The 24508-nt window shown below is 65.8% G+C and carries 19 protein-coding genes; 16 read left to right on the top strand and 3 right to left on the bottom strand.

The genetic code is table 11. The features are described from left to right. Nucleotides 1-212 precede the first annotated feature (212 nt). From SB749_RS13225 to SB749_RS13215, 3 genes are all read left to right on the top strand, one after another. Nucleotides 213-4136 carry an efflux RND transporter permease subunit gene (locus SB749_RS13225; RefSeq protein WP_410710702.1) on the top strand — a complete coding sequence of 1308 codons (3924 nt, stop codon included), beginning with the start codon at nucleotides 213-215 and terminating at the stop codon, nucleotides 4134-4136. A gap of 24 nt (nucleotides 4137-4160) precedes the next feature. After that, nucleotides 4161-4922: a CPBP family intramembrane glutamic endopeptidase gene (locus tag SB749_RS13220; RefSeq protein ID WP_410710701.1), complete on the top strand. Its 762-nt coding sequence runs from the start codon at nucleotides 4161-4163 to the stop codon at nucleotides 4920-4922. A 193-nt stretch (nucleotides 4923-5115) separates the two neighbouring features. After that, nucleotides 5116-7647 (top strand): PhoX family protein, encoded by a 2532-nt coding sequence (locus SB749_RS13215; RefSeq protein ID WP_410710700.1) that lies wholly within the window; start codon nucleotides 5116-5118, stop codon nucleotides 7645-7647. Nucleotides 7648-7736: 89 nt separating this feature from the next. On the opposite strand, the gene SB749_RS13210 is transcribed toward SB749_RS13215, so the two are convergent. Together SB749_RS13210 and SB749_RS13205 are read right to left on the bottom strand one after the other, a co-directional pair. Continuing rightward, entirely contained in the window at nucleotides 7737-8378 is a 642-nt protein-coding gene (locus SB749_RS13210; protein WP_410710699.1) for a VOC family protein, read from the bottom strand. 169 nt (nucleotides 8379-8547) lie between these two features. Continuing rightward, nucleotides 8548-9036: an inorganic diphosphatase gene (locus tag SB749_RS13205; RefSeq protein WP_139907224.1), complete on the bottom strand. Its 489-nt coding sequence runs from the start codon at nucleotides 9034-9036 to the stop codon at nucleotides 8548-8550. Between the two features lie 108 nt (nucleotides 9037-9144). Here SB749_RS13205 and dacB point away from each other — a divergent pair, with 108 nt between their 5' ends. From dacB to tilS, 3 genes are read left to right on the top strand one after another with little or no spacing between them, the layout of a single operon-like run. Next, on the top strand, nucleotides 9145-10638 hold the full coding sequence (gene dacB / locus SB749_RS13200) for a D-alanyl-D-alanine carboxypeptidase/D-alanyl-D-alanine-endopeptidase (protein WP_410710698.1): 1494 nt from the start codon (nucleotides 9145-9147) through the stop codon (nucleotides 10636-10638). Next, nucleotides 10635-11651 carry a zinc-dependent metalloprotease gene (locus SB749_RS13195; protein WP_410710697.1) on the top strand — a complete coding sequence of 339 codons (1017 nt, stop codon included), beginning with the start codon at nucleotides 10635-10637 and terminating at the stop codon, nucleotides 11649-11651. Before dacB ends, SB749_RS13195 begins: the two co-directional genes overlap by 4 nt. Beyond that, nucleotides 11638-12660: a tRNA lysidine(34) synthetase TilS gene (gene tilS / locus SB749_RS13190; protein ID WP_410710696.1), complete on the top strand. Its 1023-nt coding sequence runs from the start codon at nucleotides 11638-11640 to the stop codon at nucleotides 12658-12660. The genes SB749_RS13195 and tilS overlap by 14 nt, the downstream gene beginning before the upstream one ends. 3 nt (nucleotides 12661-12663) lie before the next feature. Here tilS and SB749_RS13185 read toward each other — a convergent pair whose 3' ends face one another. Continuing rightward, nucleotides 12664-13938: an amidohydrolase family protein gene (locus SB749_RS13185; protein WP_410710695.1), complete on the bottom strand. Its 1275-nt coding sequence runs from the start codon at nucleotides 13936-13938 to the stop codon at nucleotides 12664-12666. 116 nt (nucleotides 13939-14054) lie between these two features. Between SB749_RS13185 and SB749_RS13180 the strand changes: the two genes are divergently transcribed. The 10 genes from SB749_RS13180 (at nucleotide 14055) to SB749_RS13135 (ending at nucleotide 24493) form a co-directional block, all read left to right on the top strand. Beyond that, entirely contained in the window at nucleotides 14055-15326 is a 1272-nt protein-coding gene (locus SB749_RS13180) for a CynX/NimT family MFS transporter (RefSeq protein ID WP_410710694.1), read from the top strand. A gap of 47 nt (nucleotides 15327-15373) precedes the next feature. Beyond that, a complete protein-coding gene (gene hpt, locus SB749_RS13175) occupies nucleotides 15374-15925 on the top strand; it encodes a hypoxanthine phosphoribosyltransferase (protein ID WP_025778026.1) in 552 nt (183 codons plus the stop codon). A 179-nt stretch (nucleotides 15926-16104) separates the two neighbouring features. Next, nucleotides 16105-18291 (top strand): ATP-dependent zinc metalloprotease FtsH, encoded by a 2187-nt coding sequence (gene ftsH / locus SB749_RS13170; RefSeq protein ID WP_410710693.1) that lies wholly within the window; start codon nucleotides 16105-16107, stop codon nucleotides 18289-18291. Then, complete coding sequence (gene folE, locus SB749_RS13165; protein WP_172173815.1) at nucleotides 18291-18914, top strand: GTP cyclohydrolase I FolE; 624 nt, start codon at nucleotides 18291-18293, stop codon at nucleotides 18912-18914. Before ftsH ends, folE begins: the two co-directional genes overlap by 1 nt. Before the next feature lie 23 nt (nucleotides 18915-18937). After that, nucleotides 18938-19819, top strand: a complete 882-nt coding sequence (folP, locus tag SB749_RS13160; RefSeq protein WP_410710692.1) for a dihydropteroate synthase — start codon at nucleotides 18938-18940, stop codon at nucleotides 19817-19819. Then, nucleotides 19816-20772, top strand: a complete 957-nt coding sequence (gene folK, locus SB749_RS13155; RefSeq protein ID WP_410710691.1) for a 2-amino-4-hydroxy-6-hydroxymethyldihydropteridine diphosphokinase — start codon at nucleotides 19816-19818, stop codon at nucleotides 20770-20772. The genes folP and folK overlap by 4 nt, the downstream gene beginning before the upstream one ends. 28 nt (nucleotides 20773-20800) lie before the next feature. Further along, nucleotides 20801-21262, top strand: a complete 462-nt coding sequence (locus tag SB749_RS13150; protein ID WP_410710690.1) for a DUF3180 domain-containing protein — start codon at nucleotides 20801-20803, stop codon at nucleotides 21260-21262. Beyond that, nucleotides 21259-21759 (top strand): PH domain-containing protein, encoded by a 501-nt coding sequence (locus SB749_RS13145; protein ID WP_410710689.1) that lies wholly within the window; start codon nucleotides 21259-21261, stop codon nucleotides 21757-21759. Before SB749_RS13150 ends, SB749_RS13145 begins: the two co-directional genes overlap by 4 nt. Nucleotides 21760-21761: 2 nt before the next feature. Then, on the top strand, nucleotides 21762-23606 hold the full coding sequence (locus tag SB749_RS13140; RefSeq protein ID WP_410710688.1) for a PH domain-containing protein: 1845 nt from the start codon (nucleotides 21762-21764) through the stop codon (nucleotides 23604-23606). Beyond that, nucleotides 23603-24493 carry a Rossmann-like and DUF2520 domain-containing protein gene (locus SB749_RS13135; protein ID WP_410710687.1) on the top strand — a complete coding sequence of 297 codons (891 nt, stop codon included), beginning with the start codon at nucleotides 23603-23605 and terminating at the stop codon, nucleotides 24491-24493. The genes SB749_RS13140 and SB749_RS13135 overlap by 4 nt, the downstream gene beginning before the upstream one ends. Nucleotides 24494-24508: the final 15 nt, after the last annotated feature.

The following is a 24508-nucleotide window of genomic DNA, read 5'->3' as shown; positions in this document are numbered from 1 at the left end:
CATGCGCTGCAGCTTGGTGAAACTGCAGCAGCTCGGTGCAGGAACCAAGCTGCTGCAGTTTCACCGAGCTGGTGTTCGGGGCGCGGCGTGCTCAGCCGTTGATCAGAGAAGTCAGGTTTTCCTCATGTGCGATGCAGGTGACACTCACTAGGATGGTTGGTTGAGTCGGCGTTCTGCGTCGTCGCCCTGTCTACGACAAAGAAAGTCCCCTCGTGAGTTTCCTGACCCGGCTGAGTCTGAAGAACCGGGCGCTCATCGCGCTCATCTCCGTCGTCGCCATCATCTTCGGCATCATCGGAGCCGGAGCCCTCAAGCAAGAGCTCTTCCCCTCCCTCGACAACCCACAGGCCACGGTCAGCGCTTCCTACGAGGGAGCGACCCCCGAGGCCGTCGAATCCGAAGTCACCGACCCACTCGAAGGGGCGCTGACCGCACTGCCCGAAGTCGAGGACATGACCTCGACATCCTCGGCGGGCAGTTCGCAGATCACCGTGAGCACGAAGTACGGCGACGACTCCGATGACGTCGTCCGTGCCCTGCAGCGCGCCGTCTCCCAAGTGCAGCCGACCCTGCCCGACGGGGTCGAACCGAACGTCATGATGATGGGCACCGATGATATTCCGGTGCTCGCACTATCAGTGACCTCCGACGCCGATGAAGACCAGCTGGCGGCGAATCTCGAAGACATCGTCGAACCCGAGCTGAAGAAGGTCGACGGCGTCTCCCAGGTCCAGATCGCCGGAGCGAAGACCAAACAGGTCGAGATCAGCATCCGCCGCGACGATCTCGAGGACGAAGGAGCCAACCTCGACGAGGTGGCCGGAATCCTCCAGTCCAACGGTGTGCCCACCTCGGCCGGTGAGCTCAAGGGCGCCGACGGTACGGCCCCGGTCGAGGTCGGCACGCGCATCCGCTCGATCGATGCGATCAAGGACCTCGTCATCTCCGGCAAGGACGGACCGATCCAGGTCTCCGACGTCGCCGACGTCAAACTCGTCGACGAGCCCGTCGAATCGATCTCGCGCACCAACGGACAGCCCTCGCTGTCCGTTTCGGTGATGAAGGAATCCGACGCGAACACCGTCGACGTCTCACACGCGGTGGCCGACAAACTGCCCGAACTCGAGAAGATGATGGGGGAGAACACGGAGTTCGTCTCCGCGTTCGACCAGGCACCGTTCATCGAGCAGTCCATCCATGACCTGCTCAACGAGGGTGGGCTGGGCCTCATCTTCGCGGTCCTCGTCATCCTCGTCTTCCTGCTCTCGGTGCGGGCGACGATCATCACCGCCATCTCCATTCCGCTCTCCCTCCTCATCGCCATGATCGGGCTGTGGATGGGCGGGGAGACCCTCAACATGCTCACCCTCGGAGCGCTGACGATCTCCGTCGGCCGCGTCGTCGACGACTCCATTGTGGTCATCGAGGCGATCAGGCGACGCCATGCCTCCGGTGGCGACAAATTCTCGAACATCCTCGCCGCCGTCTCCGAGGTGGCCGGTGCCATCACCGCGTCGACCCTGACCACGGTGGCCGTGTTCCTGCCCCTGGCGTTCGTGACCGGACAGACCGGAGAGATGTTCCGGCCCTTCGCCCTGACCGCGACGATCGCCCTGCTCTCCTCCCTGTTCGTGGCACTGACGATCGTGCCCGTCCTCGCGTACTGGTTCCTGCGTCAGCGTGAAGCGAAGGTCAAGCTCACCCGCGCTGAGAAGGCCGAGATCCGTCGCAGTCGCAAGTCGATGCTGTCGCAGTGGCGGACAGAGAAGAAGGCGGCGAAGAAGGCCGACAAGAAGCGCGACCTCGTCGCCGCCGGTGCCGAAGCCGAGGACACCGGTCCTCGCGACAGTGCCGAATCGTCCCAGCGGGCCGATTCTCCCGTGCAGGCCGGTGCCGCCACTCGAACCGATGCGACCGGAGTGGCCGCGGGCGGACCGCGCTACGGCGAAACTGATGACGGAACGGAGGCCGTCGACGAACTCGCCGGAATGCATTCCCCGGTGACGCGACTGCAGAAGACCTATATGCCGGCCATCGGGTTCTCGACGAAGCACCCGATCATCATGATCCTCATCGCCGTGCTCGTGCTCGCCGGCACCGGAGCGATGATCCCGCAGCTGAAGACCGAGCTCTTCGGCGACACCGGGCAGGACTCCCTGCAGATCTCGCAGACCTTCGACCCGGGCACCGACCTCGACGAGGCATCGGAGCAGGCGAAGAAGGTCGAGGACATCCTCGCCGACGAATCCGATGTCGACAACTACCAGCTGTCGCTCGGCGGCACATCGTTCGGCTTCACCGACGATTCGTCGCTGACAGGCACCTATATCGTCAACACGAAGTCCGGAGTCTCGGCGCAGTCGATCTCCGCGGATCTGCAGAAGCAGTTCGACGACCTCAAGGGTGCCGGCGACGTCGAGATGGCAAGCCAGAGCTCGACCCCGGGCGCGCAGACCATCGACGTCACACTCACAGCCACCGATCCCGAAGAACTCGAGGACGCGACGAACAAGGTCAGCGACAAGCTCGAGGGCGTGCCCTCGGCGCAGTCGGTGACGAGCGATACCGCCGCGGTCCAGCCCGTGATCGAAGTCAAGGTCGATCATGAGAAGGCCGCAGAGGAGAACCTCACCGAGGCGGCCATTGGCCAGTACGTGCAGCGTGCCATGCACGGTCAGCAGATCGGTGAGGTCGTCATCGACGATGTCTCCCATTCGGTGCTGCTCTTCGATCGCAATGCCGACACCGTGGAGAAGCTGCGCGAGCTCAAGATCCCGGGCAAGCCGGAAGAGACCGCACCTGCCGGCGGAGCCGGTGCAGGTGCGGCAGGCGGAGCCGGTGGAGCAGCCGACGGTGCCGGTGGCTCAGGTGACGCCGGCGCTGCCGGGGGAGCCGGCGGCGGTGCCGGAGGTTCCGGTGACGCCGGTGCAGCCGGAGGTGCTGGTGGTGCCGGTGCCGCAGGCGGCGCCGGTGCGACAGGCGGCGATCCGAACGCGGGCGCCCCCGTGACCTCGGAGCCGCGCTTCATCGAACTCGATGAGGTCGCCGACGTCAAGGAGGTCAAGACCGCACCGACGATCCGCCACACGGATTCGCAGCGGTCGACCACCGTGTCCGTGACCCCGGAAGGCGATGACCTCGGAGCCGTGTCGACCGAGGTCCAGTCCGCCCTCGACGAGGTGGACCTGCCCGATACGGTGTCCGTCGACACCGGCGGTGCCACGCAGGAGCAGAACGAAGCGTTCTCGCAGCTGGGACTGGCGATGCTCGCGGCGATCCTCATCGTGTTCGTCATCATGGTCGCCACGTTCAAGTCGCTGCTGCAGCCGCTGATCCTGCTGGTCTCGATCCCGTTCGCGGCCACCGGTTCGGTTGCGCTCTCGCTCATCACCGACACCCCGCTGGGGCTGACGTCGATGATCGGTCTGCTCATGCTCATCGGCATCGTGGTGACGAATGCGATCGTGCTCATCGACCTCATCAACCACTTCCGGGTCCGCGGGGTCGACCTGCGTACGGCCATCGTCCACGGCGCCCGATTGCGTTACCGTCCGATCCTCATGACCGCGGCCGCCACGATCTTCGCTCTGCTGCCGATGGCCCTCGGACTCACCGGCGGGGGAGTGTTCATCTCGAAGCCGCTGGCGATCGTCGTCATCGGCGGACTGGTCAGCTCGACGCTGCTCACGCTCATCCTCGTGCCCGTGCTCTACCTGCTGCTCGAAGGGGTCAAGGAACGCCGGGCCGAGAAGAAGTACGTGAAGAACATGGCTCGCGGCGAGGTCCTCGACGCCGCCGAGGCCCGGGCGCATGAGCGGGAGACCGCCGCTGTGCGAGCCGGTGCCGAGGCCGCCGCCGTCGGTTCCGACGACACCCGGGCGCAGGCAGAAGGGGAGGCCCCCACCGAGGCGACCGCACCGACCGCGGACTCGACGTCCGCAGATTCGGGCAGGGCCGCCTCGGCGTCGGATGAATCGGCAGAGGCCGACCACGTCGACGTCGGACGGAATACCGATCCGTCCGCTCGCGATGGACGGGACGACGACGCGGACCGGGGCGATGGGTCGGGAACGGACTTCACCCTGCGCAGCCAGCAGCCACGTCGTGACGACGGGGACGGCGAACCCAAACACTGAGCCGTCCCGGCTAGAGTTGAGTCCATGACGACCGAGCTCGAACCACTGGAGAGAAAGCGCCTGCGGTTCGAGCTCGGCCTCATCGCGGCGCTGTCTCTGGGGCAGGCATCCGTCTATGCGATCGTCCGTCTGGCAGACATCGCCACGCGCGGACCGATCAGCGACGCCCAGGCCAAACTCAACACCTCGATCTCGCCCCGGCCGGGCTTCGACCTCATCTACCAGCTTCTCGACATCGGCTTCACCCTCGTTCCCGTCGCCCTCGCGATCTACCTGCTCAGTCGCGACCGACCGGCCCAGCCCCTGCCGACCCGTCTCGGAGTCGACGGGCACCGACTGCGCGACCTCGGCCACGGTGCCCTCATCTTCCTCGTCATCGGCATCGGCACCCTCGGGGTGTACGCGGGCGGCAGGGCACTGGGGATCACGGCCGAGATCCAGCCGTCCAACCTCGGCGATCATTGGTGGACGATCCCGGTGCTGCTGCTCTCGGCGGCGAAGAACGGAATCCTCGAAGAGGTGCTCATCTTCGGCTTCGGGGCGCTGCGACTGCGGCAGCTGGGGTACGGACCGTGGCCGATCATCATCTCCCTGGCGATCTTCCGCGCCAGCTACCACCTCTACCAGGGCATCGGCCCGTTCATCGGCAACGTCGCCATGGGCATCATCTTCGGCTGGTACTTCCTGCGCAAGGGCAGACTCATGCCGCTGGTGTGGGCGCACGTCATCATCGACGCCGTCGGATTCCTCGCCCCGGGCGTGCTCGCCCTCGTCGACATCGGCTGAGTGCGGCAGGTGAGGTCGGGACAAGCGAGGTCGGGACACTCATTCCTCCCTCCGGGTTCACCTCTGATTCACCGGCGGGTAGTTCCAGGGCCGCTTGCCAGTGACAGTCTCGATCGGGTGAGTCCTTCCGGCTCCGCCCTCTGTACCGGGCGGGCCCCGGACTGGGAAGATACCCGATACAAGGAGAGAATCGATGCGAACCTTTCTGCCGATGGCCGACCATGTGCGTGGCAAGCGCAGCCCCGTCACGTGCGCACTGAAGTGCGACAACGCCTGCCTCAAGGCCACCTGCAACACATCGGCAAATGGGTATTTCCGCGATATCGTCAATGCCAAGCTCAGCCGTCGCGCGGTTCTCGGTGCCTCGGCTGCCGGCGCCTTGGCCATCGCAGTGACCACCGCACCGAGTCCGACCGCACGCTCTGCCGCCGCGGCCACCGCAGGCAGTCTGGCCTTCACCGCCATCGACCCGGTCCAGCACGAGGTCGACGAATTCATCGTCCCCGAAGGCTACTCTTGGCATCCGATCGTCCGCTGGGGAGATCCCTTGTTCCCCGACTCCCCGAGGTTCGACCCAGAGAATCAGAGCCCAGAGGCGCAGCGCCGCCAGTTCGGCTACAACAACGACTTCCTGTCCATTCAGATCGACCCCGACGACTCGAACCGGGCCGTGCTCTTCGCCAACCAGGAATACACGAACGATGCCATCATGTACCCCGAGGACATGGACGGAGCCGATCAGCGGGCGATCAGCCGTGAAGCCCACGGACTGACCGTTGCCGAACTCATCCGCACGGACGAGAAGTCAACGTGGACGGTCGACGTCAACGGAAAGAAAAACCGCCGGTTCCTCATCGACACCGAGTACGAGTTCACCGGACCCGCTGCCGGTTCCGATCTGCTGCGGACGAAGGACTACCCGAACGGTGACAAGGCGCAAGGCACCCTCGGAAACTGCTCGGGTGGGCTCACACCATGGGGCACATTGGTTTCCGGTGAAGAGAACTTCAACTCGTACTTCAAGGCGCAGGGCACCTCGGCGGCCGACAAGCGCTACGGACTCGACAGCGAAGACTCGGCCAACGGTTGGGAAGCCGATGTCGACCGATTCGACACGAACAACCCCGGCTATGCGAACGAAGCGAACCGGTTCGGTTGGATCGTCGAAGTCGACCCTTGGGATCCGAACTCCACACCTCACAAACACACGAATATGGGCCGGTTCAAGCACGAGGGAGCCAATATCACGATCTCCGATTCGGGCCACGCCGTGGCCTATATGGGAGACGATGAGAAGTTCGACTACCTCTACAAGTTCGTCTCGAAGGACACCTACGTCGAGGGCGATCGCGAACACAACAAGACGCTGCTGACCGACGGCGACCTCTACGTCGCGAAGTTCACCGGCAACTCACCGAAGTCCGAGATCGACGGCAGCGGTGAGGTGCCCGCCGACGGCGAGTTCGACGGCAGCGGACAGTGGCTTCCGCTGGTCAAGGACGGCAAGTCGCAGGTGTCAGGATTCTCCGTCGAAGAGGTCCTCGTCAACACCCGTCTGGCCGCCGACAAGGTCGGCCCGACGAAGATGGACCGCTGCGAAGACGTCGAACCCAACCCGGTCAACGGCCGCATCTACGTCGCCTGCACGAACAACTCCGACCGCGGCACCGACGGGAAGGCCGCCGCAGATGAGGCCAATCCGCGCACGGAGAACCGCGACGGGCATATCGTCGAGATCACCGAGCGCTCCGGCGATCACACAGGCACCGAATTCGATTGGACGCTGCTGTTGGTTTGCGGAGACCCGAAGCAGGGCGACGCCACTTACTTCTCCGGCTTCCCCGCCGATCAGGTCTCACCGATCTCCTGCCCGGACAATGTCGCCTTCGACACCGCCGGAAACCTGTGGATCTCCACCGACGGTGCTCCCGACGGCATCGGCTACTGCGACGGGCTGTTCAAGGTAACCATCGAAGGCGACCAGCGCGGCCGCGTCGAACAGTTCCTGTCCGTACCTCGCGAAGCCGAGGTCTGTGGACCACTCGTCCACGACGAATACGAATCCGCGTTCGTCGCAGTTCAGCACCCAGGTGAGGACGGCTCGTATGCCGATCAGCACTCGCAGTTCCCCGATTATGTCAAGGAAACCGATGTCGACAAGGGAGTGGCCGCGATGCCGCGGCCCACGGTCGTGCAGGTCATCAAGGGCGACGGAGGATCAGCACCGGACCCGACTGAACCGCCGAAGGACCAGGACTCCGACGCCGACGGCACAGATGAAGGGGCGACGGACTCGGATGAGAACGGCAACTCAGATGGTGCCGGAACCGGTGAGGACACCGATGCCAAGGGCGACAGGACCGGAACGGACGCCGACAGCTCCGGATCGACTGCCGGGTCGCAGGACGGCGCGAAGGATGCCGCGGCAGCTGGTGCGGCAGCGAGTGCCGGCAGCGACGGCGGCTCCCTTGCCGGCGGCTCCGGTTCGGGCGGCGGTTCTTCGAACGGCGGCTCGGGTTCAGGCGGATCCGGTTCAGGTGGGTCAGGCTCGGACGGCGGTGAACTGCCGTGGACCGGTTCGGACAGCACTCTGCCGCTGCTCGGCGGCGGAGCAGGTCTCCTCGCCGTCGGCGGTGCGATGGCGACGGCCGCTCATCTGCGTCGGAAGCACGCAGACGGGACGGAAAGCGAGCAGGGCTTGCCGACGGAGACTCAGGGCGACTGATGACTCCAGGCCCATAAGCTGAAAAAGGCCAGAGGCGACACTGCCTCTGGCCTTCTTCGACTCCGCTGTGTGCGCGGACGCTGAGGGTCTCAGATGGTGACGGGTCCGGTCTCCGTGTTGAAGCTCACCGACATGATGCCCGGCGTGCCATGGGGAGCGGACCAGTCGATGTTGATCTCCGAGATCGGCTTGGCATCCTGAGTGCCCAGCCAATCGCGCAGACGATCGCGGTCCCCGGCGATCTGCAGGGTGTCGATGTCGACGCCCACATTCGTCTTGTACGTCGACGGGTGCTGCGAGGAGTCGGCGGACCACTTGATGAAGAACGGCAGCTGGGGATCGGCGATGAGCCCCTTGACGCCGATCTGCAGCCACCGAAGTTCCAAACCGGATTCCGGTGTGCGGTTTCCATCGACAGCTTTGCGCTCGAGGCGGGTTTCGACTGCGGTGAGATCGTCGACCGAGACGCACCAGCCCATCCAGCCGCCGCCGAGCTCGGAACGAGCCCGGACCGCCTGACCGAAGGGCGTCGAGAGAGCGGCCGGATGCTCCAAGGCTTCCACGACTTCGAGGTAATGGCCGTTCGCTAGGGGGAAGATGAGGTTTCTGGTGCCGAATCGAGGATGCACACCGCCGTCGTAGGGAGCCACTCCGAGCTTGCCCGCGATCCGCTCAGCGGTCGCACGATAGCCGTCAGGTTCACTGGCGTATGACACATGATCGAGTTTCATGACACGACAATCGCATAACCTGACTCACACTGCCCCTTAGGGTTACCTAAGAAATCGTGATGATCGTCACGCTGGGGCTCGGTCGGGGGCCAAACGAAACCGCCCGGATGTCATCATCCGGGCGGTCGCAGACCAGCGCTGAACTCTCAGCGCGGTGAGAGGGGAAGGCTCAGTGGCCCTCGGCCTTGAAACGTTCGATGGAGGCGTTGATCTCCGCCTCGGCGGCTTCGCGACCGGCCCAGGACGAACCCTTGACGTACTTGCCGGGCTCGAGGTCCTTGTACCGGCTGAAGAAGTGCTCGATCGAGTCGAGCATGAACTGGTCCACATCCGAGATGTCGGTGTAGGAGTCCCAGCGGGGGTCGCCGGCGGGAACGGCGAGGACCTTGTCGTCGCCGCCTGCCTCGTCTTCCATCTGGAACATGCCGATGGGACGGATGTCGATGAGCACACCGGGGAACAGCGGCTCGGGCAGCAGCACGAGCACATCGAGAGGGTCGCCGTCGTTTCCGAGCGTGTCCTCGATATAGCCGTAGTCGGCGGGGTACTGCATCGAGGTGTAGAGGTAGCGATCGAGCTTGACCCGACCGGTCTCATGATCGACTTCGTATTTGTTGCGGGACCCCTGGGGGATCTCGATTGTGGCCAGCAGTTCCATAGTGCTCCTTCACGTTAGGGGTGCATCACTAGAATAGATGGTACAAGTCCCCGTCACCGCCCACCGACGGCGACCGCCTCACGGCCGTCGAGGAATGAGAGCCTGAGTTTGAACGACACCGATGCGCCGCAGAACCCGTCGGACTCCGGCTCCGCGCGCCGCGACCGCAGAGAGGCGACCTCGCGGCGGAAGAAGGGCGGTGCGATCACCGCAGGGATCATCGTCCTCGCGCTCGGTGCCTATGCCGCCGTCGACGCCTGCGACCTCGTGCCCGGCCTGCCCAGCGTGCTGACCACCGAACCCCAGGTCGAGGTCCAGACCGTGCCCACTCCGCAGGCCCACGCCCAGCAGGTGCCCGCCCCCGCCTCGGCGGTCGACGATTCCGCTCCCGTGCCCACGCAGATCCCGAAGACGATCGACGCCGTGCTCAAGGACTCGAAGGTCAAGGGCTTCGGACTCGAGGTCCGCGACGGGATCAGTGACGACGTCCTCTACGCGAAGGACGAGACGAAGCCGCGCACTCCCGCCTCCGTGACGAAGGTGCTCACAGCGGCCGCCTCCCTGTCCGCGATCGGCGGAGAGAAGCGTTTGGCGACGACGACGGACTTCGACGCGGACACGAACACCCTGACGCTGACCGGCGGCGGCGATGTGCTCCTGTCGGCCGGAGACTCCGATCCCGGTTCGGTCAACGGGCACGGGGGACTGCGGACCCTGGCCGAAGACACCGCTGCCGCGCTCAAGGACCAGAACATCACCGAGGTGGCTCTCAACCTGGACACGAGCCGCTACGTCGGCGAGGACTTCGATTCCGGCTGGTCCCGGTCCGACATCGCCAAGGGCGTGATCACCCCGATCCAGCCGATCATGGTCGACACCGCCTACGTCGGGTCGAAGAACGCTGAGTGGCGGGGCCGCAGCGAACACCCGGCCAAGGACGCGTTCTCGATCTTCGAAGAAGAGCTGAAGAAGACCGGGATCACCGTCACCGAGGCGACTGACCGGTCCGAATCCAAGACGCCGTCCGAGTCCGAGAACCCGCAGGAACTCGCCCGGGTGGAATCGGCGACGATCTCCGAGATCGTCGAATACGCGCTCGTGCACAGCGACAACGTCGTCGCCGAGATGCTCGGCAACGAGGTCGCCATCGCGCAGGGACAGGAGGGCAGCCTCAAGAACGGTCCCAAAGCGGTCCTCGAGGCCCTCGGCGAATCCGTCGATCTCGGGCGCACCCACCTCGTCGACACCTCGGGACTGTCCTATGACAACCGGATCGCCCCGCACGATCTCACGACCGTCCTGCAAGCCTCGGTCGTCGCCGACGACTCGCTGGCCGGACTCGTCAGCTACTTCCCCGTCGGCGGGCTGACCGGTACCCTGCACGACCGATTCCTCGACGAAAGGAACGCCTCCGGGGTGGTGCACGCGAAGACCGGAACGCTGTCGACCGTGACCTCCCTGGCCGGGGGAGTGCTCGACGCGGAAGGCCGCTACCTCGTATTCTCCATCCAGATCGACGACGTGGAAAAGGACAAGATCTTGGAAGCCAGAAAGACCGTGGACGATATCGTCACAGCCCTCGCGAACTGCGGCTGCCGATGATCATCGACGAGAACTTCGCCGCCCGCACCGCCCGTGAGCTCGTCTCCGCGGCGAAGGTCCCCGAACCGGGTGTGCTCGACGGCCTCGTCGAGGGGATGAAGGACAATGCGCTGACCGCCCAGGACCTCGTGCTCGACTCGTTTCTGCTGCCGCCGGAGCACGCCGATGAGGTGCGCGGGCGCCTCGCCGCCGGTTCCGTGCTCGTCCTCGACCAGGTCAGCTGGGTCAAAGCCAACGCGCAGTCCGTCAACGGAATGCTCGATGAGGCGACCCTGCCCGCCCCGGTCAGCCCCGCCACCGCGAAGGCCGGCGCCGTCGAGGTCGCCGGGGTGCTCTCACTCCTGTCGACCCGCGTGCTCGGCCAGTTCGACCCCTTCGCCGTGGAGACGGGCCGGCTGATGTTCGTCGCCCCCGCCGTGCTCATCGCGGAGAAGGCCATGGACGTCGATCCGCGTGACTTCCGCATGTGGGTGGCCCTCCACGAAGCCACCCACCAAGTGCAGTTCGCGACCGCGCCCTGGCTGCGCGAGCACATGCGCACCCTGCTCTCCGGAGCCGTGTCGACCCGATTGACGATGCCGGGAGTCGGCGGGATCGTTGACCTCTTCGCCACCCTCGGGCGCATCGTCAAGGGCGAGGCCAGCATCATCGACCTCATCCGCGACGAGAACATGCGCACCGCACTCGACGAGGCCACCGCGATCCTGTCCCTGCTCGAAGGCCACGCCGATGTCGTCATGGACGAAGTCGGAGCCGGTGTCATCCCGAGCGTGCGTCAGCTGCGCCGGAAGTTCGAGGCCCGCCGTGACGCCAGTCAGGGCGGAATACTGACCAATCTGCTCGGAATGGACCTCAAACTCGCCCAATATCGCGACGGAGCGAAGTTCGTCCGTGCCGTCCGCCGTGAGGTCGGGCAGAAGAGCTTCTCCCGCATCTATGCCGAACCCGCGAATCTGCCGCGCACGGCAGAGATCCACGATCCGCAGCTTTGGCTCGACCGTGTCCACGGCTGAGGGTCCGCGCAGCGCATCGTCGCCGAGGCGCCCGACCCTCGACCCGGCCAGCGCGGCCATCCGCAATGCCGTGCGCGCAGCGCTCGCCGCCGGAGGAGCGTCCGTCCCGGGCGTCATCGTCGCAGTGTCCGGGGGAGCGGATTCGATGGCGCTGCTCCACGCGACCGCGTTCTTGCACCGTCGCGGTGAGATCCGTGCCCGTGCCGTCACCGTCGAGCACGGTCTGCAGGCCGTCACCGCCGAGGTGGCCGACCGGGTTGCCGCCACCGCCGAATCCTGGGGCGTGCCCGCCGAAGTGATGAGGGTGAGCATCGATGCCGGCGACGAAGGCCTCGAAGCCGCGGCGCGCACCGCCCGCTATGCCGCCCTCGAAACCGCTCGGGCCGCAGCCGGAGCCGTCTGGATTCTCACCGCCCATACCCGCAGCGACCAGGCAGAGACCGTTCTGCTCGGCCTCATGCGCGGTTCGGGCACCCGGTCCCTGGCCGGGATGAGTCCGCTGGCCGGTCGCCTCATGCGGCCCCTGCTCGGCCTCGACCGAGACCAGACCGAAGCGTCCTGTCGGGCACAGGGCCTCGAGATCTGGAACGATCCGATGAACGCCGACACCGCGTTCACCCGAGTCCGGGCTCGGCGGCTGTTGTCCGGACTCGAAGCCGAACTCGGCCAACCGATCAGCGCGAACCTCGCCCGCACCGCCGACCTGTGCCGAGCCGACGCCGATTTCATCGATGCCCACGCTGAGGCGGTAGGGCAGCAGGTCCGCGGAGCCGCCTCGGTGCCGGTGGAGGTCTTCACCGCACTCGACGATGCCGTGCTCAGCCGCGTCGTGCGCGACTGGGTGATCTCACTCGGCGTGCCCGCACAGAACCTCGGAGCGGTGCGGGTCGCCGAACTCTGCGCTCTCATCCGCGACCGCAGACGCGGTCGCCTGTCCCTGCCCGGCGACACGGAAGTCGTCGTCTCCGGCGATCGGGCCGTGTTCCAGCTCGCGGCGAAGGCCCGTTGAGGCTCAGCTCAGCCGCGGCCCGCCTGCAAGTTCGCCACCGGAGGCGATGAGTCGACCGCCTTTGAACACGTCCCGGTCCTTGGGACAGTCCATGATCGCCGAGGTGACCGTATCGGCGTCGACGAGTAAGAAGTCGGCGGGAGCGCCCACCGCCAGTCCGAACCGGGAATCGTCGACCAGCGCCGAACCGTCGGGACGAGCACCGGCCATGACCTGAGCTCCTCCGCGGGAGGCGATATCGAGACAGCCTTCGATGTCGGCATCACTGCGGAACCCGTTCGTGAACGCCAACTGCCAGGTCCGACGCAGCAGATCGCCGTCACCATAGGGACTCCAGTAGTCCCGCTGACCATCCTCGCCGAGTCCCAGGGCCATGCGGCGCTCACGGATGAGTGCCTGCGGCAGCACGCCCTTGGCCGGGGCGACCGTCGTCAGGGATACTCCCGCCTCGGCGAGGACATCGAGGATCCGGACGACCTCGGGTTCCGGATTCGTGTTGAGAGCGAAGGCATGTGAGACCGTGACCTGACCCTGCATTCCCGTCGCCCGGGTGCGGGCGACGATCTCCTCGAGGGTGAACAGGCCTGCGGTGCCCGCCTCGTGGAGGTGGATGTCGACGCCCTTGCCGTGCTTCTCGGCCAGGCTGAAGACGACATCGAGGTGGGAGACCGGATCTCGGTCGTAGAGCAGCGGATCGAGTCCGCCGACAAGATCCGCGCCCTCGGTCAGAGCCGCATCGAGCAGCGCTCGCACGCCCTGCTCGTGCACGATTCCGGCCTGCGGGAACGCGACGATCTGGAAGTCGAGGACATCGGCATGAGCCTCGAGCGCGGCCCTGACCCCGTGGAAGCGCTCGAGACCGCAGTCGGCATCGACCTGTGCGTGAGACCGGATGCGCGTGCCTCCGGAAGCGATGATCTTGGCAATCGCAAACGCGGCCTGATCGGCGACGCTGCGCTCGCCGCCCCGCCAGTTCTCCCGGTCGTTCATGATGTACCCGTGCAGAGTGCCGTCGGCGGTGTGCGGTCGGAACGTCTGACCCATCCGATTCGAATCCAGATGAGCGTGTACATCGCCGAGGCTCGGCAACAGGATCCGCCCCGCCCCGTCGATGACCTCGACCTCGGTCGATGCCGTCTCGGTCGCCGGTGACGCGGATTCGGGGGCGGAATCCTCGGCGGGAGAGAGGCGAGAGAACCGCCCTTCGGTGATCTCGACATCGACGGCGGGAGCATCGGGGGTGCGTGGGAACAGGCGCACATTCTTCACAGCGATCATGTGCTCAGCCTACGACCGTCAAACGGTATACCATCGAAAGCTGTGCCCGTCCGCGTGCCTCTATGGGGCCGCGGCCCGCGTGTACGACGACTACAGCGGTCTGAAAGGATGAGGCCATGACGACTTCGCCCGAGCAGGGTTTCCGACGCACCCGCGGCCTCGACATTCTGGCGCTGGCCTGTCTCGTCCTCATCGCCGCCTCGCTGCGCCCGGCCGCCTCCTCCCTGGGGCCTGTGCTCTCCGAAGTCAGCGACGGATTCTCCCTGGCCGAATGGCAGACCGGTCTGCTCACGGCTCTGCCGGGACTCGTGTTCGCCATCTGCGGCATCATCGCCGTACCTCTGCTCAAACGGCTCGGCCTGTTCTCCGCTCTGGCCCTGAGTGCGGCCCTCATCCTGGCAGGCGTCGGTCTGCGCGCCATCGTCACCGAATGGGTGGCCTTCGCTCTGCTCACGGTCCTCGCCCTGGCCGGAATGTCGATCGGCAACGTCATCCTGCCGGTCTACGTGAAGTCCCGCTTCCCGCACCGGCCCACCCTGGGAGCGACGACGTTCACCGTCTCGCTCGGCCTCGGATCGATGCTGCCCTCGCTGTTGACTGCGCCGTTAGCCGAACAGTTCGGCGGGTGGCGCTTCGGTCTCGGCTTCTGGGTGGTCCTGCCCTTGTCCGCCCTCATCACCTGGACGGTGCTGCGGACGCTGAAGTCCGTACCCGTCCTCTCCGGACAGGCAGCGGAGCCCGGTGGGCAGCGGGAGGAGGCGCCGCCTCGGCGAGCGGTCTTCACTTCGCCCAAGGCGCGATATATGGCCATGTTCTTCGGCCTCCAATCGGCCAATGCCTATCTCCAGTTCGGATGGCTGCCGCAGATCTACCGCGACGCCGGACTCGACCCCTTCCTCGCCGGGATCATGCTCACGATCGTCACCTTCGGCGGTCTGCCCGGCGGATTCCTCGCCCCGCAGATCATCGTCCGGGGCATCGCCCCGCGCGTCTTCCTCGTCTCCTTCGGGGCCAGCGCCGTCGCCGGCTATACCGGACTGCTGCTCAGCCCGGTCAGCCTCCCCTGGCTGTGGGCGGCTCTGCTCGGATACGGCGGTTTCGCGTTCCCCGCCGCGCTGGCGCTCATCACCTCCCGCACTCGCGAGGTCTCCGTCACGGCCTCCACCTCGGCATTCGTCCAGTCGTCGGGCTATGTGCTCGCCGCACTCTGCCCGCTGGCCGTCGGCGGACTGCTCGGCATCAGCGGCGGCTGGCAGGTGCCGCTGTGGTTCATGGTCATCATCTCCGCCCTCATGGCGATCACCGGTTGGCTGTCGGCCGGTCCGGGGACCGTCGACGACGAACTGGCGCCGCCATCCGGGCCCACTGGCACCGGTGAGGCAAAGTGACCCATAATGGAATCTCCAGGACCCGCATCTGAGGAGAATCGACACTCGTGGACATCAACGATCTCGGCAATGACATCGAAAAAGTACTCGTCTCGGAAGAGCAGATAGCCGCAAGACTCGTTGAACTGGCCGCCGCCATCGATGAAGACTACAAAGACAAGGACATCCTCCTCGTCGGCGTCCTCAAGGGCGCCGTCATGGTCATGGCCGACCTCGCCCGGGCCCTGCACTCACCGGTGACGATGGACTGGATGGCCGTCTCCTCCTACGGTTCGGGCACCAAATCCTCCGGCGTCGTGCGGATCCTCAAGGACCTCGACACCGACCTCACCGATCGTCACGTCCTCATCGTCGAAGACATCATCGACTCCGGCCTCACCTTGTCCTGGCTGGTCCAGAACCTGCGCACCCGCGGGGCCGCCACCGTCGAGATCTGCACGATGCTGCGCAAACCCGAAGCCGTCAAGGTCGACATCGACGTCAAGTACGTCGGCTTCGACGTGCCCAACGAATTCGTCATCGGCTACGGTCTCGACTATGCGGAGAAGTACCGCAACGTGCCGTTCGTGGCGACCCTGGCTCAGCACGTCTACAGCTGAGCCCGCTGGCACCGCTTTTTACGCCCGCGGCGAACCCGGGCCGGGTCCGGGGCCTGTGACGGAATAGATTCGGCACGCATTCGGGCTATAGGGGTGCGAAGTATTAGGCTGTGGGGGATGTTCCCAGGCAGCCTCGGTAGCCTGAAACGGTTGCCCACATCTTTTTCCTGAGAGGACTTATGGCCGAGTCGAACAAACGTCGCCCCCTGCTGAACAAGGCGACGAAGGGCCCATTGGTCTGGATCGTCCTGGCGCTGCTCGTCGTATCGATCGGTGCTCTGCTGTTCAGCCAGTCCGGGTTCAGCCAAATCGACACCGAACAGGGTCTGCAGCTGCTGGAGGACGACAAGGTCGAACAGGCCAAGATCGTCGACAAGGACCAGCGCGTCGACCTCACTCTCAAGGACGACTACAAGGTCGACGGCAAGGACTTCGGCAAAAAGGTCCAGTTCTTCTACGTCGAACAGCGCGGCGAGCAGGTCGTCAAGGCCGTCGACTCCGCCGGCCCGGACAAGGGCTTCACCGATGAGGTACCCAAGCAGAGCTGGCTGATGTCGCTGCTGGGCACGCTCATCCCGTTCGTCATCATCTTCGTCGTCTTCTGGTTCCTCATCTCGCAGATGTCGGGCGGGAAGATGATGAACTTCGGCAAGTCGAAGGCGAAGCTCGTCAACAAGGAGAACCCGGACGTCACCTTCAAGGACGTCGCCGGAGTCGACGAGGCCCTCGAAGAGCTCGAAGAGATCAAGGAGTTCCTCGCCGAGCCGGAGAAGTTCAAGGCCGTGGGAGCGAAGATCCCCAAGGGCGTGCTCCTCTACGGTCAGCCCGGTACGGGCAAGACCCTGCTGGCCAAAGCCGTCGCCGGTGAGGCCGGAGTTCCGTTCTACTCGATCTCCGGTTCCGACTTCGTCGAGATGTACGTCGGCGTCGGTGCCTCCCGAGTGCGTGACCTGTTTGAACAGGCGAAGTCGAATGCCCCCTGCATCATCTTCATCGACGAGATCGACGCCGTCGGGCGCCAGCGCGGCGCCGGAATGGGCGGCGGACATGACGAGCGCGAACAGACGCTCAACCAGCTGCTCGTCGAGATGGACGGATTCGACGTCAAGACGAACGTTATCCTCATCGCGGCAACCAACCGTCCCGATGTCCTCGATCCGGCGCTGCTGCGCCCCGGTCGCTTCGACCGGCAGATCCCCGTCGAAGCCCCTGATATGAAGGGTCGCAAGCACATCCTCGAGGTCCACGCCGCCGACAAGCCGCTGGCCGACGAGGTCGACCTCGGGCAGGTGGCGAAGCGGACCCCCGGATTCTCCGGTGCGGACCTGGCCAATGTCCTCAACGAGGCGGCCCTGCTCACCGCCCGTGAGAATGCGAAGGTCATCGACAACCGGATCCTCGATGAGGCCATCGATCGTGTCATCGCCGGCCCGCAGAAGCGGACCCGACTGATGAACGACAAGGAACGCCTCGTCACCGCCTACCACGAGGGCGGGCACGCACTGGTCGCCGCGGCCATGAACCAGACAGACCCGGTGACGAAGGTGACGATCCTCCCGCGCGGCCGCGCACTCGGCTACACGATGGTGCTGCCCAGCGAGGACAAGTACTCGACGACCCGCAACGAGCTGCTCGACCAGCTCGCCTACGCCATGGGCGGGCGCGTGGCCGAGGAGATCGTCTTCCACGACCCGACCACCGGCGCCAGCAATGACATCGAGAAGGCGACGAACATCGCCCGCAAGATGGTCACCCAGTTCGGAATGAGCGAGAAGCTGGGCATGGTCAAGATCGGCGACGACCAGTCCGAACCCTTCGCCGGACGCGGTTACGGCGGCGGCGACGAATACGGGGATTCGACCCTGTCCTCGATCGATCGCGAAGTCCGTGGTCTCATCGACTCCGCGCACGCCGACGCCTACTGGGCGCTGACGCACAACCGCGATGTGCTCGACAACCTCGCCTACCAGCTGCTCGAACGCGAAACGCTGGACCAGTCCGCCCTCGAAGAGATCTTCGCCCCCGTCGTCAAACGCGCCACCCGCGAAGTGTGGCTGGCCCACGACGATCGTCCCGTGTCCGAACGCGGCCCCATCGTTCCGCCCGCACCGCAGAGCGAACGCAGCGACGGTGAAGGATCGACCGGCGCCGAGGTGGACACCACCGACATCCCCGGCGCCGGACCCACGGGCGTCAGCGGACCCCACGTCCCGCACAACCCGCCGGGGCCCGAGAACCCGAACGGCCCGACCGGCCCGACGGGAGGCCCCACAGGGGGACCGACCGGAGGACCCGGCACGAGCGGTCCGGGAACCGGGGGACCGGCGACGAATGACACGAACGAAGACAGAGGGAACAACGACTGATGGCCGATATCGAAGAGGTCTCCGCCGGTCTCGGCCCCGCCCCCGCAGGGCAGGACAACAAGGTCGACCAGGAGCGCATCGCCGCTGCCGTGCGTGAGATCCTCATCGCCGTCGGCGAAGACCCCGACCGGGAAGGTCTGGTCGAGACTCCCGGCCGAGTGGCTCGAGCCTACGAGGAGATCTTCGCGGGACTCCACCGCGACCCGGCCGAAGTCCTCGGCGTCACCTTCGACATCAGCCACGAGGAACTCGTCCTCGTCCGCGATATCGACCTCTACTCGACCTGCGAACACCACCTCGTGCCCTTCCACGGAGTCGCCCACATCGGCTACATCCCGAGCAAGAACGGCAAGGTCACGGGACTGTCGAAGCTGGCTCGCCTCGTCGAGATCTATGCGCGGCGCCCCCAGGTGCAGGAACGCCTGACCTCGCAGATCGCCGACGCGCTCGTCGATCATCTCGAACCGCAGGGCGTCATCGTCGTCGTCGAAGCCGAACACCTGTGCATGACCATGCGCGGCGTCCGCAAGCCCGGCGCTTCGACGATCACCTCGGCCGTGCGCGGGCAGCTGCGCGAAAGCGCCTCCCGAGCAGAAGCGATGAGTCTCATCCTCGGTCGCTGAGGCAGAACACGGATCACACAGCGATGGACGAAACAGCCGCGAAGACGACGCAGATCATGGGCGTCCTCAACGTCACCCCAGACTCCTTCTCCGACGGCGGACTGTGGTTCGACCATGACCGGGCCGTCGCCCACGGACTCGAACTCATGGCCAACGGCGCCGACATCATCGACGTCGGAGGCGAATCGACGCGTCCGGGATCGGCCCGCGTCGACGAATCCGAAGAGCTGCGTCGAGTCGTTCCGGTCGTCCGTGAGCTCGCTGCGGCCGGAGCCGTCATCAGCGTCGACACGATGCGTGCCCGTGTCGCCGCGGAATCCCTGGCAGCCGGGGCGCACATCATCAACGACGTCTCCGCCGGACAGTCGGATCCCACCATGCTCAGCGTCGCCGCCGAGTCCGGAGCTCCCATCGTGCTCATGCACTGGCGCGGCTACCTCGATCAGGCTTCGGCGACGTTCCACTACGACGATGTCGTCGCCGAGGTGATCTCCGAACTGCGCACCCGCATCGACGAAGCCATCGACGTCGGCGTGAAGCCTGCGAACATCATCGTCGACCCCGGCCTCGGGTTCTCGAAGAATGCCGAACACAACTGGCAGCTGCTCTCCGCGCTCGACGAATTCGCCGCGCTCGACCACCGACTCCTCGTCGCCGCCAGCCGGAAGCGCTTCATCGCCTCCCTGCTCAGCCCCGACGACCCGAAACAGGCCGAACAGGCGGCGAAGGATCAGGCCACGGCCACGATCTCCGCGATCTCTGCACAGGCCGGTGCCTGGGCGGTCCGCGTCCACGATCCGGCCACCTCGGCGGTCGCCTGCAAGGTCATCGCCGCGGTCAGGGAACACTCCGCAGCGGCGGCAGACCCCGTAGCGGACTCCGGGATCGACGGAGCCGGGCGATGACCGGCACCGAGGCGACTCCCGACCGCATCGAGCTGCGCGGACTGACGGTGCATGGCAACCACGGCGTCTTCGACTTCGAGAAGCGCGAGGGCCAGGACTTCGTCATCGACGTCACTCTGCACACCACCGTCGCACGCGCCGCGGCCACCGACGACCTCGCCGAGACGATCCACTACGGCGAACTCGCCGAAGACGTCGCCGGAATCGTCGAGAACAACACCTTCGACCTCATCGAAACGCTGGCCGAACGCATCGCCGACCACTGCCTGAGCCTGTGCGAGCACGTCGAAGTCGTCGTCCACAAACCCTCGGCACCGATCCAACGAGCCTTCGACGATGTGCGCATCCGCGTTGAACGCAGCCGCGCCGACTCTGCCGGCGCCTCGGTGGGGGAGCCCGCAACGGACGCAGACGCCGCGCCCGCTTCAGGCGGCACAGCCGAGGACGAAACCGAAGCGTATCTCAATCTCGGGGCGAACCTCGGCGATGCCGCGGACACCCTCGACCAGGCGGTGGCCGCCCTCGACCGGCATCCGGACATCACCGTCACCCGCCGGTCCTCACTCTTCCGCACCGCACCCTGGGGCGGAGTCGAACAGGCCGACTTCCTCAACCTCGGAGTGCTCGTGACGACCACGCTGTCGGCTCTCGAACTGCTCTCGGTGGCACAGGGCATCGAAGTCGCCTGCGGGCGGACACGCGAACTCAGGTGGGGACCGCGCACCCTCGACATCGACCTCATCCGCTTCGGCAGCGAGGACGCCGAGCAGTACCGCCGGAGCCCGCGACTGACGCTGCCGCACCCACGCGCCCACGAACGCGCCTTCGTCCTCGCTCCATGGGCGGAACTCGCCGGAGACACACTCATCGACACCCCGCAGGGCCGACGGCCCATCAGCGCGGTTCTGGGTGAACTCGACGACCAGGACATCGCCCGGATCACCTCTGGATAACCGCCCGCGATCTGAGAGACTGGGAACCATGCAGAGAACCTCCTCGTCCACCCTCGCCGTCTGGGCCGTCATCGGCACGATTCTCGCGATCGTGGTCGACGTGGTGCTCGAAAGCCAGGGGTTCTCACTGCCGGGACTGCCGTGGTTCGCCGTCATCGGCATGCTCGTTCTCGCAGCCATCCTGTTCCTGCTCGGCTGGCCCATCAAGAAATGGAACGACGGGGACCGGACGAAGGAGATCGACCCGATCCAAGCGGCGAGAGTGGCGATCATGGCCAAGGCCAGTGCCCTGACCGGGGCCGGACTCTCCGGTTGGTATCTCGGCAACGCAGGGTACTACTTCCTGTCGACTCCGGGAATCCGGAACGACCTGGCCGCAGGTATGCTTGTCGCAATGATCTCTGCCGCCGTGCTCATGATCGTCGGTATGATCGTCGAGGGATTCTGCGAGATCCCACCCCAAGACCCGCCTGGAGCTGAAACAGCATGAACCGCGACCTCTCCTTCTCCATCGGAGCCGATGTGCCCTTCAACCGGGTGAGTCCGAAATACGGGCTGAAAGAGGTCCTCGCCTCAATGACGCTGCTCGTCCCGATGCTCATCGCCGGACTGGTCTTCGCAATCATCTTCAACTCCGAGGTGCCCTGGCTGCACCTCATCTGGATCGCCGTTGCGGTCTACGGCATCATCTCGACGATCATCATCCTCCGCCAGGCTCGCGCCATCGGCTATGCCGAACGGGAGGACGACCTGCTCGTCCGCCGCGGCATCATGTTCCACCGCGCCACCGTCGTGCCCTACGGCCGACTCCAATTCGTCGACGTCGACGCAGGCCCCATCGACCGCATGTTCGGTCTGGCCACCGTCAAACTGCACACTGCGTCGGCAGCCACCGACGCGACGATCCCCGGTCTGCCCCGCGCCGAAGCCGATCGCCTGCGCGACAGCCTCGCCGGACTCGGCCAGGCCAATCTCGCCGGGCTGTGACCATGAGCGACGAAACCTCGCCCAACTCTCCGAACCCCGGGACCGAGGCGGCCGCACCGGAGGTCTGGCACCGCGTCCATCCGCTGACGCCGATCCTCGAGAGCCTCGGTGTCCTCGTCGGTATCTTCATCGCCGCAGCCTACGGTCTGCAGAACTTCTTCCAGAGCGCAGTCGAAGACCTGGCCTCCGGCCGTTCCGTCAACTTCACCTTCGCCGAATGGCTGGGCGCCCACCCGCTCGTGATCCTCGCCGTCGTCGGTGGAATCATCCTGATCCTGGTCCTCACCGCCTTCTTCAGCTGGCTGGCGTGGCGAGTCATGGGATATCGGGTCGACGCCGAGGCGATCTACTACCGTCGGGGACTGCTGTCGAAGAAGCTGCGCAAGGCCCGACTCGACCGCGTCCAGTCGATCGATCTGCAGCAGAAGCTGCTGCCGCGCATGCTCGGCATGGCCGAACTCGTCTTCGATGTCGCCGGCGGCACTGACTCGAACATCTCTCTGAAGTACCTGTCGAAGAAGCGCGCCGAAGAGCTGCGCGATGAACTTCTCGCAGCGGTGAAAGCGAAGAAGAACGCATCTGCGACGTCTGCGACATCTGCCGATGCAGTGTCCGGAGCCGCAGCCGAGCACGATGGAACCGAGCCCCATGCAGGAACAGGTGGTGCGGCAGGAGCCGGTGCAGCACGCTTTGATGCCGGTGACCACGGCAGTCTGGACCCAGGTGCGGACGGAGCACAGCCGGGCATCGACCGCTCGGTGCCCGAACGCAGCGCCGACAGCATCGGAGTGCGACTGAGCAAGCGTCTGGGCGTCCTGGCCGACGACGTCTCCCACGAAGCGGAACGGAGCCTCAACGACCTGCTGGCCCCGTACAACCTCTCGGCCGATGTCGGCGAAGAGGGAGAGATCATCCGTGTGCCCGCTCACCGGGTCATCGTGTCCTCCCTGCTCAGCACGGGAACATTGATCTCCGTCGGCGTGATCATCGCCCTCGTCGTCATTGCCGTCGTGTTCCTGCTCGTCGGAGTCGAAGAGGCCTTCCTCCCGATCCTCATCGGTGGACTGCCCGGCATCTTCGCCGCATTCACCGCGTTCAAGAAGAACCTCGACAATGCCAACTTCGTCGTCCGCATCAGCGAAGACGGTCTGGCCGTCAGCCACGGACTCTTCTCCACGTCCCGCAAAGTCATCCCGCTCGACCGGCTCCAGGCCGTCTGCCTCCACCAGCCGCTGCTGTGGCGCTGGGCCGGCTGGTGGAGAGCCGAATACAACATCGCCAGCGACGGTGGAAAGAACGACGAGAATCTGCTCCTGCCGGTCGGCGATATCGACCAGGCCCTGCTCATGGTGGGTCTCGCCCTGCCCGACCCACAGCTGCCCGAAGGCATCTCGGCCGACGGCCTCGTCCGGTCGGCCATGTACGACAGGAAATCCACACACCCCGATGCAGCGGCGGCCGAGGAGCTGTTCCACACGCAGCCGCGCTCCTCACGGATCCTCGATCCCCTCGTCTGGAAACGACGGGCCTATGCCCTCACCGAGTCCCTGCTCGTGCTGCGCCTGGGAGTCCTCGATCGCCGGGTCGACTTCGTGCCCCACGTCAGGGTCCAGTCCCTGCGCTACTACCAAGGACCGCTGATGAGGTCGCTGAATCTGGGCACCGTGGCCGTGCACTCGACCGCCGGACCCATCACCCCGCTCGTGAAGCATCAGGACGCCGAAGCTGCCAAACGCTTCTTCACCGAACATGCCGAACGCACTCGGATCGCCCGCCAACGCTTCGACGCCGCCGCGAAGACGGCACGCACCGGCCCCATCGAGACCCACGAGGAAGACGAAGGATGAGCCAGGATGACGCACCACGGCTGGGCATCGGAATCATCGGCTGCGGTCGAGTCGGAGCCAGCATCGGAGCGGCCTGGCGGCAGGCCGGTCACGCGATCATCGGAGTCAGCGCCACCTCGACGGCCAGCCTCGAACGCGCGGAGGACATGCTGCCCGGAGTGCCGATCCTCGACCCCGACGCGATCACCGAACGCGCCGAACTCGTGCTCATCGCCGTCCCCGACGACGAGATCGCTCCCTTGGTCACGGGCCTGGCCGACCTCGGCCACATCCACGCCGGGCAGATCCTCGTACATTGCTCCGGCCGATACGGAACGGACGCCCTCGACGCCGGGACCCGCCTCGGCGCTCTGCCCATCGCTCTGCACCCATCCCTGACATTCACCGGCACAGATGTCGATCTCAGCCGTCTGCGGCAGGCGACGATCGCGGTCACCGCGCCCGCGCCGATCCGTCCGGTTGGCGAGGCCCTCGTCGTCGAACTCGGTGCCGAACCGATCGACATCGCCGAGGCGGACCGTTCCCTCTACCACGCGGCCATCACCCACGCGTCGAACCATTCGATCACGATCCTCGCCGAGGCCATGGAGCTGCTCACCGAGGCAGGGGTCGCCGATCCGTCGGCCGTCCTCCACACCCTCGTCGACGCCAGCGTCGCCAACACCATGCAGAACGGGCCGAAGGCACTGACCGGTCCGATCAGCCGTGGTGACGTCGGAACCGTCGAAGCCCACCTGGCGGCACTGAGCGAGTTCAGCCTCAGCCGATCGAACCCGACCGTGCGCAACAGCTACATCGCACTCGCCCGATCGACGGCCGCGAAAGCGCTGGCGATGGGACGCATCACAGAGGCCCAGGCACAGCAGATTCTGAGCGCTCTGGACTGACCGCCGAATTCCCCC

Origin of the sequence: Brevibacterium sp. SIMBA_078, assembly GCF_046534565.1 — a bacterium.
GTDB lineage: Bacteria > Actinomycetota > Actinomycetes > Actinomycetales > Brevibacteriaceae > Brevibacterium.
Note: the sequence above shows the minus strand (reverse complement) of the source record. Positions and strands in the feature narration are given on the sequence as shown.

What these genes read in the sequence shown, in the direction of transcription:
- folE (WP_172173815.1), top strand. Translation starts at nt 18,291, where the DNA reads ATGGCCGATATCGAAGAGGTCTCCGCCGGTCTCGGCCCCGCCCCCGCA.
- SB749_RS13195 (WP_410710697.1), top strand. Translation starts at nt 10,635, where the DNA reads ATGATCATCGACGAGAACTTCGCCGCCCGCACCGCCCGTGAGCTCGTC.
- SB749_RS13180 (WP_410710694.1), top strand. Translation starts at nt 14,055, where the DNA reads ATGACGACTTCGCCCGAGCAGGGTTTCCGACGCACCCGCGGCCTCGAC.
- SB749_RS13140 (WP_410710688.1), top strand. Translation starts at nt 21,762, where the DNA reads ATGAGCGACGAAACCTCGCCCAACTCTCCGAACCCCGGGACCGAGGCG.
- SB749_RS13150 (WP_410710690.1), top strand. Translation starts at nt 20,801, where the DNA reads ATGCAGAGAACCTCCTCGTCCACCCTCGCCGTCTGGGCCGTCATCGGC.
- SB749_RS13145 (WP_410710689.1), top strand. Translation starts at nt 21,259, where the DNA reads ATGAACCGCGACCTCTCCTTCTCCATCGGAGCCGATGTGCCCTTCAAC.
- SB749_RS13185 (WP_410710695.1), bottom strand. Translation starts at nt 13,938, where the DNA reads ATGATCGCTGTGAAGAATGTGCGCCTGTTCCCACGCACCCCCGATGCT.
- folK (WP_410710691.1), top strand. Translation starts at nt 19,816, where the DNA reads ATGACCGGCACCGAGGCGACTCCCGACCGCATCGAGCTGCGCGGACTG.
- folP (WP_410710692.1), top strand. Translation starts at nt 18,938, where the DNA reads ATGGACGAAACAGCCGCGAAGACGACGCAGATCATGGGCGTCCTCAAC.
- SB749_RS13135 (WP_410710687.1), top strand. Translation starts at nt 23,603, where the DNA reads ATGAGCCAGGATGACGCACCACGGCTGGGCATCGGAATCATCGGCTGC.
- SB749_RS13220 (WP_410710701.1), top strand. Translation starts at nt 4,161, where the DNA reads ATGACGACCGAGCTCGAACCACTGGAGAGAAAGCGCCTGCGGTTCGAG.
- SB749_RS13210 (WP_410710699.1), bottom strand. Translation starts at nt 8,378, where the DNA reads ATGAAACTCGATCATGTGTCATACGCCAGTGAACCTGACGGCTATCGT.
- ftsH (WP_410710693.1), top strand. Translation starts at nt 16,105, where the DNA reads ATGGCCGAGTCGAACAAACGTCGCCCCCTGCTGAACAAGGCGACGAAG.
- SB749_RS13205 (WP_139907224.1), bottom strand. Translation starts at nt 9,036, where the DNA reads ATGGAACTGCTGGCCACAATCGAGATCCCCCAGGGGTCCCGCAACAAA.
- SB749_RS13215 (WP_410710700.1), top strand. Translation starts at nt 5,116, where the DNA reads ATGCGAACCTTTCTGCCGATGGCCGACCATGTGCGTGGCAAGCGCAGC.